This is a genomic window from Streptomyces sp. NPDC002870, from assembly GCF_042888505.1.
Classification (GTDB): Bacteria; Actinomycetota; Actinomycetes; order Streptomycetales; family Streptomycetaceae; genus Streptomyces.
Map to the genome: position 1 here is coordinate 1 of NZ_JBIAPW010000005.1, position 13,445 is coordinate 13,445.

At 70.0% G+C, this 13,445-nt stretch carries 17 protein-coding genes; 11 read left to right on the forward strand and 6 right to left on the reverse strand.

What is annotated here, in order from left to right; translation table 11 throughout:
• The 3 genes from ACFYWY_RS08240 to ACFYWY_RS08250 form a co-directional block, all read left to right on the forward strand.
• On the forward strand, window positions 1-402 hold a 402-nt coding region (locus ACFYWY_RS08240; protein WP_389181566.1), incomplete at its 5' end, for a hypothetical protein.
• Between the two features lie 136 nt (window positions 403-538).
• Window positions 539-865, forward strand: coding sequence for a hypothetical protein (locus ACFYWY_RS08245; protein WP_389181569.1), 327 nt, complete (start codon window positions 539-541; stop codon window positions 863-865).
• A gap of 66 nt (window positions 866-931) precedes the next feature.
• Window positions 932-1,957 (forward strand): DUF6745 domain-containing protein, encoded by a 1,026-nt coding sequence (locus ACFYWY_RS08250; protein ID WP_389181571.1) that lies wholly within the window; start codon window positions 932-934, stop codon window positions 1,955-1,957.
• Here ACFYWY_RS08250 and ACFYWY_RS08255 read toward each other — a convergent pair.
• The 5 genes from ACFYWY_RS08255 to ACFYWY_RS08275 all read right to left on the reverse strand — a co-directional run bounded on the left by ACFYWY_RS08255 (window position 1,948) and on the right by ACFYWY_RS08275 (window position 5,797).
• On the reverse strand, window positions 1,948-2,826 hold the full coding sequence (locus tag ACFYWY_RS08255) for a carbohydrate kinase family protein (protein ID WP_389182261.1): 879 nt from the start codon (window positions 2,824-2,826) through the stop codon (window positions 1,948-1,950). The two genes, ACFYWY_RS08250 and ACFYWY_RS08255, sit on opposite strands and share 10 nt — an antisense overlap.
• 105 nt (window positions 2,827-2,931) lie before the next feature.
• Window positions 2,932-3,552 (reverse strand): TetR/AcrR family transcriptional regulator, encoded by a 621-nt coding sequence (locus tag ACFYWY_RS08260; RefSeq protein ID WP_389181574.1) that lies wholly within the window; start codon window positions 3,550-3,552, stop codon window positions 2,932-2,934.
• 89 nt (window positions 3,553-3,641) lie between these two features.
• A complete protein-coding gene (locus tag ACFYWY_RS08265) occupies window positions 3,642-4,832 on the reverse strand; it encodes a Glu/Leu/Phe/Val dehydrogenase dimerization domain-containing protein (RefSeq protein WP_389181577.1) in 1,191 nt (396 codons plus the stop codon).
• A complete protein-coding gene (locus tag ACFYWY_RS08270) occupies window positions 4,829-5,083 on the reverse strand; it encodes a thiamine pyrophosphate-binding protein (RefSeq protein ID WP_389181580.1) in 255 nt (84 codons plus the stop codon). The genes ACFYWY_RS08265 and ACFYWY_RS08270 overlap by 4 nt, the downstream gene beginning before the upstream one ends.
• Before the next feature lie 144 nt (window positions 5,084-5,227).
• Window positions 5,228-5,797, reverse strand: coding sequence for a carboxymuconolactone decarboxylase family protein (locus ACFYWY_RS08275; RefSeq protein ID WP_389181583.1), 570 nt, complete (start codon window positions 5,795-5,797; stop codon window positions 5,228-5,230).
• A gap of 136 nt (window positions 5,798-5,933) precedes the next feature.
• On the opposite strand from ACFYWY_RS08275, the gene ACFYWY_RS08280 reads away from it, so the two are divergent.
• From ACFYWY_RS08280 to ACFYWY_RS08310, 7 genes are all read left to right on the forward strand, one after another.
• The gene (locus tag ACFYWY_RS08280; RefSeq protein WP_389181585.1) at window positions 5,934-6,395 is read left to right on the forward strand and encodes a PPOX class F420-dependent oxidoreductase; all 462 of its coding nucleotides are present in this window, start codon (window positions 5,934-5,936) and stop codon (window positions 6,393-6,395) included.
• A 139-nt stretch (window positions 6,396-6,534) separates the two neighbouring features.
• The gene (locus tag ACFYWY_RS08285) at window positions 6,535-7,719 is read left to right on the forward strand and encodes an MBL fold metallo-hydrolase (protein ID WP_389181588.1); all 1,185 of its coding nucleotides are present in this window, start codon (window positions 6,535-6,537) and stop codon (window positions 7,717-7,719) included.
• 292 nt (window positions 7,720-8,011) lie between these two features.
• On the forward strand, window positions 8,012-9,862 hold the full coding sequence (locus tag ACFYWY_RS08290) for a sensor histidine kinase (RefSeq protein ID WP_389181591.1): 1,851 nt from the start codon (window positions 8,012-8,014) through the stop codon (window positions 9,860-9,862).
• Between the two features lie 7 nt (window positions 9,863-9,869).
• A complete protein-coding gene (locus ACFYWY_RS08295; protein ID WP_389181594.1) occupies window positions 9,870-10,304 on the forward strand; it encodes a roadblock/LC7 domain-containing protein in 435 nt (144 codons plus the stop codon).
• Between the two features lie 2 nt (window positions 10,305-10,306).
• Window positions 10,307-10,678, forward strand: coding sequence for a DUF742 domain-containing protein (locus ACFYWY_RS08300; RefSeq protein WP_389182264.1), 372 nt, complete (start codon window positions 10,307-10,309; stop codon window positions 10,676-10,678).
• The gene (locus ACFYWY_RS08305) at window positions 10,656-11,270 is read left to right on the forward strand and encodes an ATP/GTP-binding protein (protein ID WP_389181598.1); all 615 of its coding nucleotides are present in this window, start codon (window positions 10,656-10,658) and stop codon (window positions 11,268-11,270) included. Before ACFYWY_RS08300 ends, ACFYWY_RS08305 begins: the two co-directional genes overlap by 23 nt.
• Entirely contained in the window at window positions 11,267-11,842 is a 576-nt protein-coding gene (locus tag ACFYWY_RS08310; protein ID WP_389181601.1) for a GAF domain-containing protein, read from the forward strand. Before ACFYWY_RS08305 ends, ACFYWY_RS08310 begins: the two co-directional genes overlap by 4 nt.
• 82 nt (window positions 11,843-11,924) lie before the next feature.
• Here the strand turns inward: ACFYWY_RS08310 and ACFYWY_RS08315 are convergent, their stop codons facing one another.
• The gene (locus tag ACFYWY_RS08315) at window positions 11,925-13,121 is read right to left on the reverse strand and encodes an acyl-CoA dehydrogenase family protein (RefSeq protein WP_389181604.1); all 1,197 of its coding nucleotides are present in this window, start codon (window positions 13,119-13,121) and stop codon (window positions 11,925-11,927) included.
• On the opposite strand from ACFYWY_RS08315, the gene ACFYWY_RS08320 reads away from it, so the two are divergent.
• Window positions 13,086-13,280 (forward strand): hypothetical protein, encoded by a 195-nt coding sequence (locus ACFYWY_RS08320; RefSeq protein WP_389182291.1) that lies wholly within the window; start codon window positions 13,086-13,088, stop codon window positions 13,278-13,280. The genes ACFYWY_RS08315 and ACFYWY_RS08320 overlap by 36 nt on opposite strands.
• Window positions 13,281-13,445 lie beyond the last annotated feature (165 nt).

Genomic DNA, 13,445 nt, shown 5'->3' on the forward strand with positions numbered 1-13,445 from the left:
GCCGCAGAGATCGCCCGGCACGTCGATCCCACCCTGGCCGCCCGCTACCACGACCTCGTCGCCAACAAGGGCAAACACCACAACTCCGCCCTGTGCACTCTGGCCGCCGTACTCATCACCCGCCTGGCCGCCTGCTGGCGCAACGGCACCCTCTACGAACTCCGCGACACCGACGGCCACGAGATCACCGAGGCCGAGGGACGACAGATCTGCGCGACCCGCTACAAGGTCGACAAGGCCGCCCGAGCGAAGGTCCACGTCCGCCGCCGATCCCAGCAGCTGAAGAACCCAACGACGAGCCGGCGCGAGAAGGAGTCACGAAGTGCTCCGGCAACCGGCCCGTCGACAACCACCCTACGAACCAGCCCTCAAGAACACCACGAGCTACTTGACGTCCGTTAGGAACCCAACAGCCGTCACGGGGCCGGTCGGGGGCCGGGAGGCCGGCGCGGGCCTCGGCCAGGCCCGTTGTCAGACCCTCCCGTTAGCGTCTTTCGCAGGTTCGGCGCGCTCGGCGCCGAGTGTGGAGGGGAGAGCCATGTACCGGCAGGGAGACGTGCTCATCGTGCCCGTCACGGACGATGCCGTGCCGTCACACGCTGTGGCCGCGCCGAGCGAGGCAAGGGACGCCCGGGGGCGGTTGGTACTCGCGCTCGGTGAGGTCACAGGTCACGCGCATGCCGTGACCGGCCCGGGCCGACTGGTGCGTGAGCCGGGCCCGTTCGGCCCGATGCTTCTGCATCTGCCCGAAGGCGGCCGGGTGGTGCACGAGGAGCATGCGGCGATACCGCTGCCGAGGGGCTGGTACCGCGTGGTGCGGCAGCGTGAGTACCTGCCGGGCGCGGTCCGCATCGTCGCCGACTGAAAGACGACGAGCGGCAGAGCAACAGAGCAACAGGCTGATTCGGACAAGCAGGGAACGGGGCATCACATGCAGGACGTGGACAAGTGGCGGGCCGTTGCGGCGGCGACCGGACCGGCGGACCGGGCCGTGGCCGAGGAAGGCGTGCGCCTCGCCTATCGCACGGCAGGGCTCGCCGAACCGGAGCGGATCGTGTGGGCGGACTCTCCGCTGGCGGGCGTTGCCGCCGTCCGCTCGCTCGACGAGGCCGGGCGCTCGGTGCGCGACGAGGTGCGCACCCGCCCGTGGGCAGAAGAACGCCGCCGTATCCATGACGAGTTGGGGCCGATCGGCTGGGCCGAACTGTGGAGCCTCACCGGCGCCCGGCTCTGGGACACCACGCGGGCCCTGGCCGAGCGGATACGGACCGGGGTGGTGGACTCGCTCGCCGTTCAGGACACGGCAGACACCGGGGACGCGATGGCGAGGGAGACCGAGATCCGGCTGACCCTGCTCGACGCGGTGCTCGGCCAGCACGACGCGGCCTGGCTCGCCGGCTTCGACGGCCGCAGCGACCGGCTCCAAGGGCTCGCCACGGTCGCGGCGCAAGCAGGCTGGTGGTGGCCGTACGAAAAGGCGGTGGTGATCTGCGAGCGGCCGGTGGAGCTCCACCGGGACGAAGCCGGCCGGCTCGACAGGGGCGACGGTCCGGCGCTGGCATTCCCCGACGGCTTCGCCCTGTACGCATGGCGCGGCATGCCGGTGCCCGCGGACTTCCTCGGCGAACTGACCTCGCTCACCCCAGAGCGCATACGCAGCGAGGAGAACGCCGAGCTGCGCCGCGTGATGCTCGAGTACTACGGCTACGACCGCTATCTCGCTGAGTCGGACGCCCAGCCTGTGCACCGGGACGAGACAGGCATTCTGTGGCGGATCGCGCTGGACGACGACGAGGACGTGGCGATGGTCGAAGTGGTCAACTCCACCCCCGAGCCGGACGGCACCCACCGCACCTACTGGCTGCGGGTGCCGCCCACGACCCGGACGGCGAAGGAGGGCGTCGCCTGGACCTTCGGGCTGCAGGAGGAAGCGTACGAACCGGTGCGTCAGACCTGAGGCGGCACGAGTCCGGCCGGTCCGATCGGCGACGTGCTGCCCTCGCTCGTGCAGGCGTGTGCGCCCGCCAGTGCGCCCAGCCTCGCACTCTCCTCCAGGTCGCGGCCGGACAGCCGCCCGTACAGGAAGCCGCAGACATACGCGTCACCCGCGCCGTTGGAGTCCACCACCCGTGCGGGCGGGACCGCCGCGGGGATCGGGCGTGGGGTGCTGCCGCCCTCGCGGGTGAGGAGGTACGAGCCGCCGGCACCCGCCGTCGCGACCACAGCCTGGGCCCGCCCGTCGCGCAGAATCTCCCGCATGACCGAGGCGATCCGCTCGCCCGCACCGACGGTGCTCAGGAAGACCAGATCCGAACGGAGCGCGAACTCCCGGTGGTGGTCGGCCAGTCCGTCCCAGTCGTGCAGGTCGGTGGAGACGGGTACGCCGAGCGCCTCGATGTCGTCGTAGAGGAACCGCGCGAAGTTCACGATCGAGAGATGGACATGGCGGGCCCGCCGCAGATGTGGGAGGTAGAAGTCGCGCGGCATCCGCAACTCCCCCGGATCGCGGGCGTCGTAGAAGGACATACGGCGGCCCGCGGGGTCGACGAGGTTGACCGCGCGGCGAGTTCCGGTCGAGGAGAGGAGCGGCTCGAAGGCCACCCCGCCTTCGGCGAGCCGCGCGCGGACCTGGTGGCCCGGCCAGTCGTCGCCGATGTAGTCGAGGAGGGTGACATTCAGCCCGAGAGCCCGGCAGCCCAGGGCCACATTGCCGCCGGTGTGGCCGGGCGATTCGCGGATCGGTCCGACCGGCACGGAGTCCGAGAGCGGGACCGGCAGAGAGTCGACACGGACGACCGTGTCCACGCCGCTGCCGCCGACTACCAGCACATCGTGAGGGAGGGAATCTGTCTGCTGAGACTGCGACTGAGATTGCGGCTGCTGAGACACAGTTGCCAAGTATGCGGGAAGAGGCTGTGTGCGCACGCCCGTTCAGCGAGCGGCGGCGGTGAGCGCGGCCCGGTCCACGCCGAGCTCACGGGCGAGCGCCTCGTCGGTCCACTCCAGCATCGCCGCGCGCGAGAGCGATCCCGCGTACGAGGTCATCTGCACGGCGAGCCCGTCGAGAAACGCCGTCAGCCGCCAGGCCGTTGCCGCCGGGTCCTCGCACGGGAACTCGCCCGCCGCCGCGCCCTCCGCGATGACTTCGGTCAGGGCGGCCTTCCACTGCTGGTCGAGATCGCGGGCGACCTCCCGCAGCGTCGGCTCGCGCAGCGAGGCCGCCCAGCCCTCGATCCACAGCCGCCAGCCCTTGGCCGTCCCCGTCGGCGCGTACCAGCGGACCGCGGCCCGCAGCCGGCGCAGCGCGGATGTGCGGCGGCCCAGCAGTTTGCGCAGATGGGCGAGGTCACCGTCGGCGGCGTAGGTGAAGGCGGCCGCGACGAGCTTCTCCTTGGTCGAGAAGTGGTAGAGGACCAGGGCATTGCTCACGCCGAGGGCGGAGGCGACATCGGCGATGCGCACGGCCGCCACACCGTGTTCCTCGATCTGCTCGACGGCAGCGCCGAGCAACTCCTCACGCCGCTCCGCCACGCTCAACCGGACTCTTGACACGCCATCACCCTACACAGTCGATCTTGGGCGGCGTGGTGCGGTGGGTGCGGCCGTCCGCCGGGGCCCGAACTCCCGTGCGTCGCACGCTGTCATCTGTACCAGCCGAAGCGCTCGGCGATCACCGGCAGCCGGTCGGCGACGATCGCGTGCGCGGCGGTCCGTGGAGTCGTTCCGTCCGCCTCCGCGCGCGTCAGCATCTGGTCGATCAGGGCGCGCATCGAGCGACGCGTGTACGCGAACGCCTCGTGCGCGTCGGCGTCGATGTCACCGAACAGCGTCCACCACCACCAGGCGTTCGTACCGGAGTTGACGACGACGTCCGGCAGTACGGTGATGCCGCGCCGCGCCAGCAACTCCTCCGCGTCCGGCAGCACCGGCATGTTCGCCGCCTCGACGATCCAACGGGCCTTGATCTGCGCCTGGTTGGCGGTGTCGACTGCGTACGAGACGGCAGCCGGCACCAGCACCTCGGCGTCGACCGACAGCCACGCGTCGCCCGGCAGCTCGAGGTCCTGAGGCCGCAGGGCCGTCCGGTCGATGGTGCCGTACGAGTCGCGGGCCGCCAGCAGCGCGTCGACGTCCAGGCCGGCCGGGTTGGCGACGGTGCCCTTCACGTCGGCGACGGCGACGATCTTCAGCCCGGCGCGGGCGAGGAAGCGGGCACTGGCCCCGCCCATCGTGCCAAGTCCCTGGACGCTGACCCGCGTTCCTTCGTACGCGACACCCGCCCGGTCGAGCGCGACCAGCACGGACTCGGCGACACCGCAGCCGCCCACGAGCTCGTCGAGCCCGATCCCGTCGACCTCCACGGCGAAGGCGTCCGCGAGCCGTCGGCGCGCGGTCGCCTCGTCGTCGAGCAGCGGGTAGACGGCCTGGATGGAGGAGACGAGCCCCGCCTCGGCGGCGGCGCGGTCGACCATGTGCTGGGTGAGGCCGAGGTCTTCGCCGGTGGTCCACATCGACTCGATGTACGGGCGCACGGCGCGCAGGTAGCGGACCAGGATGCCGTACGCCCGCGGGTCCTGCGGGTCGCAGTCGAGACCGCCCTTCGCACCTCCGAGCGGGATGTACCGGCCGTCGGGGTTGTAGTGCAGGGCCTCCTTCATCGTCATCCCGCGGGCCAGCCCGGCCACCTCATCCAGCGTGCAGCCCTCGCGCATCCGCAGACCGCCGCTGGAGACCCCGCGCACGAGCCGGTCGACGACCAAGTGGCCCTGGCGGCCGGTGACATGGTCGGTCCAGGTGAGCGACAGCAGGGGAGTGGTCGGGGGAGCGGTCATCGGGCGGTCTCCTCGGGAACGGTGATCACGGTGGGGGTGATCGCGACCCCGGGGCGCCCGCTGACCCCGTACGCATCGGCCGCGTATCCCGCGCCCTGCTCATGGCGGGGCGTGACATGTGCGAGTCCGTAGGCGGCGAGATGCCGGTAGATCTCCAGTTTGTGCGTGCCCGGGATCCCGAAGGCCTGGGTGACGCCGTGCGCCGCCAGCGCCCGTACGACGGCTTCGCCGCCCGTGGTGAGCTCGGACATGGCGCCTCCAGGCACGACGGCGCGCGACGACGCGCGACGACGGGACACAGTAACTGAACCGTCGGTCAGTATCTGGAGGAGTGAGCTCCCCTGTCAACGTGATCGTCAACAAACCCGCCGGGCGGACCGAACGGTCAGCGCCGATCAGTCGGCCGTGGACCTCCCACGAGCCGGAATCTCGCAGTGGTCCTTGAAGCCCTGGCTGGTCAGCCCCAGTGCGGTGTTCATCCGCGAGCGCAGGTTCTCCACCGCCACCATCGCGGTCAGCTCGACGAACGCGGCCTCGCCGAGGGTCGTGAGCAGCCTTTTCGCAAGCTCGTCCTCGACCTGCGGCGGATTGGCCGTCATCGCCTCCGCGTACTCCATGACATCGCGCTCCAGCGGAGCGTAGGCGTCGCTGTCGCGCCACGTCGGCACATCCTGGAGTTTGCGCACGTCCATGCCGCGCTGCCGGCTCTCCCAGTAACCGAAGTCCATGCACCAGCTGCACCCGATCGAAGCCGCGGACGCCATCACGGCCAGAGTCTTGAGGCCGGGGTCGAGGCTCTTCCACTTGGCCAGCGACTGCTCGAAACGGAGATCCGTCCACAGCACCCGCGGATTGTGGGCCAGTGCCCGGGCGGGGTCGAGGACCTTTCCGTACATGCGCCTGGAGTACCACTCCGTGGCGCGGAACAGGAGCGAGCGGCGCGGAGTGAGCGAGATACGAGCCATGACGAGCCTCCTGAGATGTGGGCGACGCACTCTTACGACGCCGTTTCACACCTACGACGGACGGCCCGACCCGGATGTGACATCGCCGGGAAGGAATTTCAGGAACACCCGCACGGGGACAGGCGTTCCTGTGTTCATGACGGACATCGACGCACAGCAGGACGCCCGGCGGGACGCGGAAGACGCCCTCCTCGAGCTGGTCGCCGAGTACGACGGAGGCGTGCTGGTCACCATCAAGCGGGACGGCAGGCCGCAGCTGTCCAATGTGAACCACGCCTACTACCCGCACGAGCGGACCATCAGGGTGTCCATCACAGACGACCGGGCCAAGACCAGGAACTTGCGCCGCGACCCGCGCGCCGGCTACCACGTCACCAGCCCCGACCGCTGGGCCTACACCGTCGTCGAGGGCACGGCCGACCTCTCCCCGGTCGCTGCCGACCCGCACGACGCCACCGTCGAAGAGCTGATCACCCTCTACCGCGACGTCCAGGGCGAGCACCCGGACTGGGACGACTACCGGCGCGCGATGGTCCGCGACAAGCGCCTCGTGCTGCGGCTGCGCGTCGAACGGGCCTATGGCCAGCCGCGCCGCTGAGCCCCGCCACCGGTGTCCGTCATCGCCGGAACACCCAGGGTGACGCCCACTCGCGCGGGTAGGATGTCCGGCCCCCGGGCGATACCGCACTGTCGTACCCCCCGCACATAATGAGATAACCCCGACATCTGGAGGTGCCGTGACCGGCGCTGACTCCCCCCACCCCCCTCTCACCTCCCGGCTGCGCTCGCTGCGACCCGCCGCGTTCGGCGCTGACCCGGCAGGAGAGCGGTGGGCGCGGATCCGCCGCTCGCCGAACTTCTCCGACGGGTCCTTCCAGAACCCCGTGGGAGCCAGGACCAGACCGTCCGGTGGCTCCATGATCGAGTTCGCCAAGATCTACTTCCGCAAGGAGGCGCGGGCGCGCCGGTCCCCCGTCGGGGTGATCCCTGTGCACCCCACGACTGTCGCCGACCTGACGGAACCGCCGGCCTCCGGGCTGCGGCTCACCTGGATAGGACACTCCAGCGTTCTCGCCGAGATCGACGGCCGGCGGGTCCTCTTCGACCCGGTCTGGGGCGAGCGCTGCTCACCCTTCCCCTTCGCCGGCCCCAAGCGGCTGCACCCTGTTCCCGTTTCCATCGCTGCCCTCGGCCCGGTCGATGTCGTCGTCATCTCCCACGACCACTACGACCATCTCGACCTGCCCAGCATCCGAGCCCTGGCCTCCACGGACACAGTCTTCGCGGCACCGCTGGGCGTGGGTGCGCACCTCGAGCGCTGGGGCGTGCCCGCCGACCGGCTGCGGGAGCTGGACTGGAACGAGTCGACGGAAGTCGCCGGCATCAGGCTGACCGCCACCCCGGCCCGGCACTTCTGCGGCCGCGGGATCCGCAATCAGCAGCACACACTCTGGGCGTCCTGGGCCGTCACGGGCCCGGAGCACCGGATCTACCACAGCGGCGACACCGGATACTTCCCCGGTTTCAAGGACATCGGCGCCGAGCACGGCCCGTTCGACGCGACCATGATCCAGATCGGCGCGTACAGCGAGTACTGGCCGGACATTCATATGACGCCCGCCGAGGGCATGCGCGCCCACCTCGACCTCCAGGGCGGGCAGCCGTCCGGCGTGATGCTGCCGATCCACTGGGGGACGTTCAACCTCGCGCCGCACCCGTGGGCCGAGCCCGGCGAGGGTACGGTCGCGGCCGCGGGCGCCGCGGGTGCGACCGTAGCGCTGCCGCGACCGGGCGAGCCGTTCGAGCCAACTGCCAAGGGCGTTCCGTCCGAGCTGTGGTGGCGCGCGGTGGCGACCGTGCCCGTCGAAGGCTGGGCCACCTCCGGCGGTACGGGCAGCCCCGAGGTGGCGCCGACCGCCTGATTCCCGAGCGTCCGGCCCCTGTCGCAGCCGACACGGCGACGGGGGCCGTCACAGCGTTTTCGGGTAACAGTGCGAGGCCTCATACCAGAGCGGGACGAATGTCGGGCAAGTTTGTCAACTGCCCGTCGCACGTGCTCGCTTCGCGACTACCGTGTGTTGCCGGTGATCAACGGGCGGCTCATCGTGCGTACCGATATCGCGTTCGATATCGCGTATGCGGAGCCCTCCGCTGAGCCGAAGCTGACCACGTGCAGTACGCCGATTCCTGGGGCCCCACGTACCAAGGACGCTGATGTCTCAACTACGCGCACCCGCCGCGCGGCCCGACCGCCGCGAGGGCGGGCGCCACGGCCGGCCAGGCGCCCGCTCCCTGTCGTCAGCGGGAAGGTCGCACACCGTGCCGTCGTCGCCGGAAGCCCGTATACGCCCTCAACTCCTGCGGACCGCGGCCCTGCCGGCGGTCGTCGCCGCGCTCAGCGGCGCAACCGCGGTGATATTCACGATCCGCATCGCCACGCCTCAGCCGTCCGCCAGTCTGTGGGCCGTGCTCACCGCCTCCGCCGTGGTCGCCATGGCCGCGGTGGCAGCGGCGGCCATGGGCGCGGACCGTATGGCCAAGTCCGTCTCCGACCGGTGCGCCGACCTGCGCCGCTCCACCGCGCGGGGGCAGGCGGACCTGCGCACCGTGGTCGAGCAGCTCAGACGGGGGGAGGGACCACCTGACCGCGCTACGCCCTCGCCCGCCCCGCCCGACGGGGACGAATTCGACCTGCTGACCCAGGAGTTGAGCCGCTCGCACGAGGCCGCGGTGGCGGCGGTGGTCCAGGCGTCCCGGCTCTCCAGCAGCGTCGGCAATGAGCAGAAGGTCGAAGTCTTCGTCAATCTGGCCCGGCGGCTCCAGTCGCTGGTCCACCGGGAGATCCAGCTCCTCGACGAGCTGGAGAACGAGGTCGAGGACCCCGAGCTGCTCAAGGGACTCTTCCATGTCGATCACCTCGCCACCCGCATCCGCAGGCATGCCGAGAACCTCGCCGTGCTCGGCGGGGCGATCTCCCGGCGGCAGTGGTCCAACCCGGTCACCATGACGGAGGTGCTCCGCTCCGCGATCGCCGAGGTGGAGCAGTACCCCCGGGTCAAGCTGGTGCCGCCGATCGACGGCACACTGCGCGGCCACGCCGTCGCCGACGTGATCCACCTGCTGGCCGAACTGGTCGAGAACGCCACGCTGTTCTCCGCCCCGCACACCCAGGTGCTGCTGCGCGCCTCGCACGTCACGGCCGGACTCGCCGTCGAGGTCGAGGACCGCGGCCTCGGCATGCCGGTCGGCGAGCAGAACAAGATGAACGCCCTGCTCTCCGACCCCGACCAGGTGAACGTCGCCCATCTGCTGCAGGACGGGCGGATCGGCCTCTTCGTCGTCTCGGCGCTGGCTCGCAGACACGGCATCGCGGTCCGGCTCCAGTCCAATATCTACGGCGGCGTCCAGGCCATCCTCGTAGTGCCGCAAGGGCTGCTCGGCTCCGAGCCGGAACGACTCGCTCAGGCGGCCGACGCGGCGGCCGTGGTGTCCGAAGACGGGCGAGAACCGAGCGCCCGAACGACCGCGCCGCGGGCGACCGCGGCAATGTCCCCCTCGATCCCGCAGCAGCCGCACTCCCCGCCGTACCTGCACCTGCACCAGCCCCAGCCCCAGCCCCAGCACCGGCAGCAATCGCAGCCGCATCGACAACCGCAGCCGCAGCGCGAGACCGTGCAGGCCACACTTGGCGCGGCACCCCTTCCCGTACGCGGAGAGCACGCGGACAGGCCCAACCCGGCTGCCGCCCTCCCGGGCGCCGACCGTTCGGCATCGCTGGAGAGTTCGCCCGCCGAGTCCGCTCACACCACCGCTGAGCCGCCCGCGGGCGGAGTCGTCCGCGGCACCATGGGCCGCCCCCAACTGCCCCGGCGCCGCAGTCAGGAACACCTCGTCCCCCAGCTCAGGGACGCTCCGTCGCCCCGCAAGGACGACGACCACGCCCTCCACGATCCGGGCTTGATGGCGGCCTTCCAGCGGGGCATCGGACTGGCCGAGGCCCATTCCCCCGTGGACCCCGCCGCCCAACCCGGACCGCAGCGCCACGACAACACCTCCAAGGAGTAGATGCACCATGGCGAGCGATGCGCCGAACGGTCATGTCTCGGACCTCGACTGGCTGCTCAGCGGCCTGGTCCAGCGTGTGCCGTACACCCGTAACGCGGTACTGCTCTCCTCCGACGGGCTGGTGAAATCCGTGCACGGCCTGGACCCCGACAGCGCCGACCACATGGCGGCGCTCGCCTCCGGCCTCTACTCCCTGGGCCGCAGCGCGGGAGCGCGCTTCGGCGACGGCGGAGAGGTACGCCAGGTGGTCGTGGAGCTCGACTCCACGCTGCTGTTCGTCTCGACCGCCGGTTCCGGCACCTGCCTCGCCGTACTCGCCGGGCGCGAGGCGGATGCCGCGGTCCTCGGCTACGAGATGGCGATGCTGGTCAAGAGCGTACGGCCCTACCTGACCACGCCGGCCAGACATTCGGCGGTGGCGCCGGGCGCCACGGGTCAATGAGAGTGCCGTCCCCCAAGGACGGGCCGTTGCTCGACGACGCGGCCGGCCGGCTCATCCGCCCGTACACCGTGAGCGGCGGCCGTACCCGTCCGACGGCGGCGCTGGACCTGCTCTCGCTGGTGATGGCCACCGGGACCGTGCCACAGGCGCACTTGGGCCCCGAGCACGCCCTGGCGCTCGGCCTGTGCGACGGGCCCACCTCGGTCGCCGAGATCTCGGCGCACCTCAGGCTCCCGGCGGTCGTCACCAAGGTGCTGCTTTCCGATCTCGTGGACTGCGGCGCGGTCACCGCGCGGGCGCCCCGCTGCGGCAACACACCCACAGACCGTTCTTTGCTGGAGGCGGTGCTCGATGGCCTACGACGACGGCTCTGAAATCGACGGCCTCTTCCCCACCGCGCTGAAGATCCTGATAGCGGGGGGATTCGGGGTGGGCAAGACGACCTTCGTGGGAGCGGTCAGCGAGATCGCGCCGCTGAGCACGGAGGAGCTTCTGACGCAGGTCAGCGTGGCCACCGACAGCCTGGACGGCATCGAGTCCAAGACCACCACGACGGTCGCCATGGACTTCGGCCGGATCACGCTGGACCAGCGCCATGTGCTCTATCTCTTCGGCACCCCCGGCCAGGAGCGCTTCTGGTTCATGTGGGACGAACTCTCCGAAGGCGCGCTCGGCGCGGTCGTCCTCGCCGACACCCGCCGGCTGGAGGACTCCTTCTCCGCTGTCGACTTCTTCGAGCGGCGTGGCATCGGATTCGTCGTCGCCGTCAATGAGTTCGACGGCGCGTACCGCTACGAACCGGAGGAAGTGCGGGCCGCGATCGACCTCAAGCCGGAGGTGCCGGTCGTGCTGTGCGACGCGCGGATCGCCAGCTCGGCGACAAGGACGCTGGTCACCCTCGTCCAGCATCTGCTCACCACCACCGCGGTGCCGGCTCCGGCACCGAGCTACGGAGCACCGACATGACGTATGACCCGACCGGTCATCTGCTGCTGACCCCCGTCGACCGCGAGGCGCCCGTCCGCGTGCGGCGGCTGCGCCAGCTGGGCTTCGGGGACCGGCCCGATCCCGCCTTCGACGAATTCGCGGACCGGCTCGCGGAGGTGACCGGCGCGCCGTACTCGATGGTCAACTTCATCGACGAGAACCGGCAGTTCTTCGCCGGGCTGCACACTCCGGCCGGTACGCGCACCGGCAACGATCTGGGCGCGGTGGCCGCGGCGGGCGGCGGTGACGTCAGCCGTTTCATGGCGCGCGACCACGGCTACTGCCCGCATGTGGTCGTACGGCGCAAGGCGCTCGTGCTGGAGGACGTCTGCGACTATCCGAGGTTCGCGGGGAACCCGGTCGTCGACGAGATCGGCATCCGTTCCTATCTCGGGGCGCCCTTGATCGACCGTACGGGTATCGCGCTGGGCACGATCTGCGTCGTCGACACCGAGCCGCGGCCGTGGGGGCGTGCGGGTCTGGAGACCATCAAGTCGCTTGCCGCGGAGCTGATCGAGCAGATCCACCGGCGCGAGGACGGCCGTATCTGAGCCTCGCACTCCCCCTGCGCGCGCGGGGCGCAGGGGGAGTGTCCTCAACCTCCCGCAGACTTCGTCCGGGGCGGAGCAACGGTCAAAACGCCGGCTCCAGCCTGACCTCGTCGGCAAGCCGCTGCGACCACTGGCCCTTCGCCGTGCCCAGCGCGACCTCCGCCAGGCGCAGCAGCTGAATGTCGGAGGTCCCGGCGGGGGCGAACATGTGGAGCGCGTCCCGCAGATACCGCTCGATGGGGCGGTCGGTGAAGAGCCCGGCCGCGGCATGGATCTCCATGGCGTTGCGCGCGGAGTCGATCGCCGACTCGACATTGACCAGTTTGGCGTTCATCAGCTCCGCGTCGCACGGCAGACCCTGGTCGAGCAGGTGCACGGCGTGGTACGCGGCAAGCCGGGCGGTCATCAGCCGCGACTGCAGCTTCCCCAACTTCAGCTTGATGGACGGAAGTTCATGGAGCGGCTTGCCATACCGGTGCCGTTCGGCGCAGAAGCGGGTCGTCTCCTCCAGGATCGCCTGGTGGATGCCGAGCGATACGGCGGTGAGGTTGGCGCGGCCGTACAGCATGCTGGAGGAGTACGCCACGGACAGACCGTCGCCCTCCTCGCCCAGCCGGTTCGGGGCGGGGACACGGCAGTTGTGGAAGTGCAGCTCGCCGAAGCTGAAGCCGTGCAGTCCCATCGTCGGCCGCTGTTCACCGACTCCGAACCCCGGGCGGTCCGATTCGACCATGAAGGCCGTCAGCCCTTTCGACCCCGGAGCGGTCCTGACCACCACGCCGTGCAGATCGCCGACATGGCTGTTGCCGACGAACACCTTTCGGCCATTGAGGATGTAGTCGTCGCCGTCCCGCACCGCGGTGGCTCTCATGCCCAGCACATGGCCGCCCGACTCGGGTTCCGTGACCGCGATCGTCGGCAGACATTCGCCGGCGGCGATGGACGGGAGCCAGGTCTTCTTCTGCTGGTCGCTGCCGAAATGGACAATCTTTGCGACGCCCAGCTGCGAGGCCTGCACCATTGCGCCCATCGCCCCGCTGACCCGGGACAGTTCCTCGATGATGATGGTCTTGGCGAGGTGGCCCACACCCATCCCGCCGTGCTCCTTGCTGATGGTGGCGCCGAGCCAGCCCTGCCGGGCTATCAGCCGGGACAGGTCGTGGTGGACCGACCGGTCGGCCTCCATCGCGGGAATTCTCGGACGTACCTCCCTCTCCGCGAAATCGCGGACATGGTCACGTAATTGATGATGCAGTCGACTGGCGAAGTATCCGTCCATCGCGAGCCCTCCTCCGCGAAACGCCTGCTCGGGCGGTTGTTCGAGCAGGTGGTGCATCGGCAGTGGTCCCGTCCCGAACAGGCCGACCACATTATGGTGTTGATCGTTTTCAATTGGTACTGGATCGACGCCAACTTTGTCCAAAAAGCGGACCGTTGACGTTTGATTGAGGGTGTGTCCCGTGTGGTACACGCCCGTCCGGTCCTGCCGTACGGCATTCCCCCTGGGCTTGTTTATGCCACATGCCATCGGCAAAGGTTTCGTGGGCATATGGCACTGAGGGACAAGTGGAAGCCTCAGAGGTACACAACTGTGGCATCCCAG

Bases quoted from the DNA above. Each gene is read 5' to 3' on its own strand.
- ACFYWY_RS08245 (WP_389181569.1), top strand. From the start codon at position 539: ATGTACCGGCAGGGAGACGTGCTCATCGTGCCCGTCACGGACGATGCC.
- ACFYWY_RS08250 (WP_389181571.1), top strand. From the start codon at position 932: ATGCAGGACGTGGACAAGTGGCGGGCCGTTGCGGCGGCGACCGGACCG.
- ACFYWY_RS08265 (WP_389181577.1), bottom strand. From the start codon at position 4,832: ATGACCGCTCCCCCGACCACTCCCCTGCTGTCGCTCACCTGGACCGAC.
- ACFYWY_RS08270 (WP_389181580.1), bottom strand. From the start codon at position 5,083: ATGTCCGAGCTCACCACGGGCGGCGAAGCCGTCGTACGGGCGCTGGCG.
- ACFYWY_RS08275 (WP_389181583.1), bottom strand. From the start codon at position 5,797: ATGGCTCGTATCTCGCTCACTCCGCGCCGCTCGCTCCTGTTCCGCGCC.
- ACFYWY_RS08280 (WP_389181585.1), top strand. From the start codon at position 5,934: ATGACGGACATCGACGCACAGCAGGACGCCCGGCGGGACGCGGAAGAC.
- ACFYWY_RS08290 (WP_389181591.1), top strand. From the start codon at position 8,012: ATGTCTCAACTACGCGCACCCGCCGCGCGGCCCGACCGCCGCGAGGGC.
- ACFYWY_RS08295 (WP_389181594.1), top strand. From the start codon at position 9,870: ATGGCGAGCGATGCGCCGAACGGTCATGTCTCGGACCTCGACTGGCTG.
- ACFYWY_RS08305 (WP_389181598.1), top strand. From the start codon at position 10,656: ATGGCCTACGACGACGGCTCTGAAATCGACGGCCTCTTCCCCACCGCG.
- ACFYWY_RS08310 (WP_389181601.1), top strand. From the start codon at position 11,267: ATGACGTATGACCCGACCGGTCATCTGCTGCTGACCCCCGTCGACCGC.
- ACFYWY_RS08315 (WP_389181604.1), bottom strand. From the start codon at position 13,121: ATGGACGGATACTTCGCCAGTCGACTGCATCATCAATTACGTGACCAT.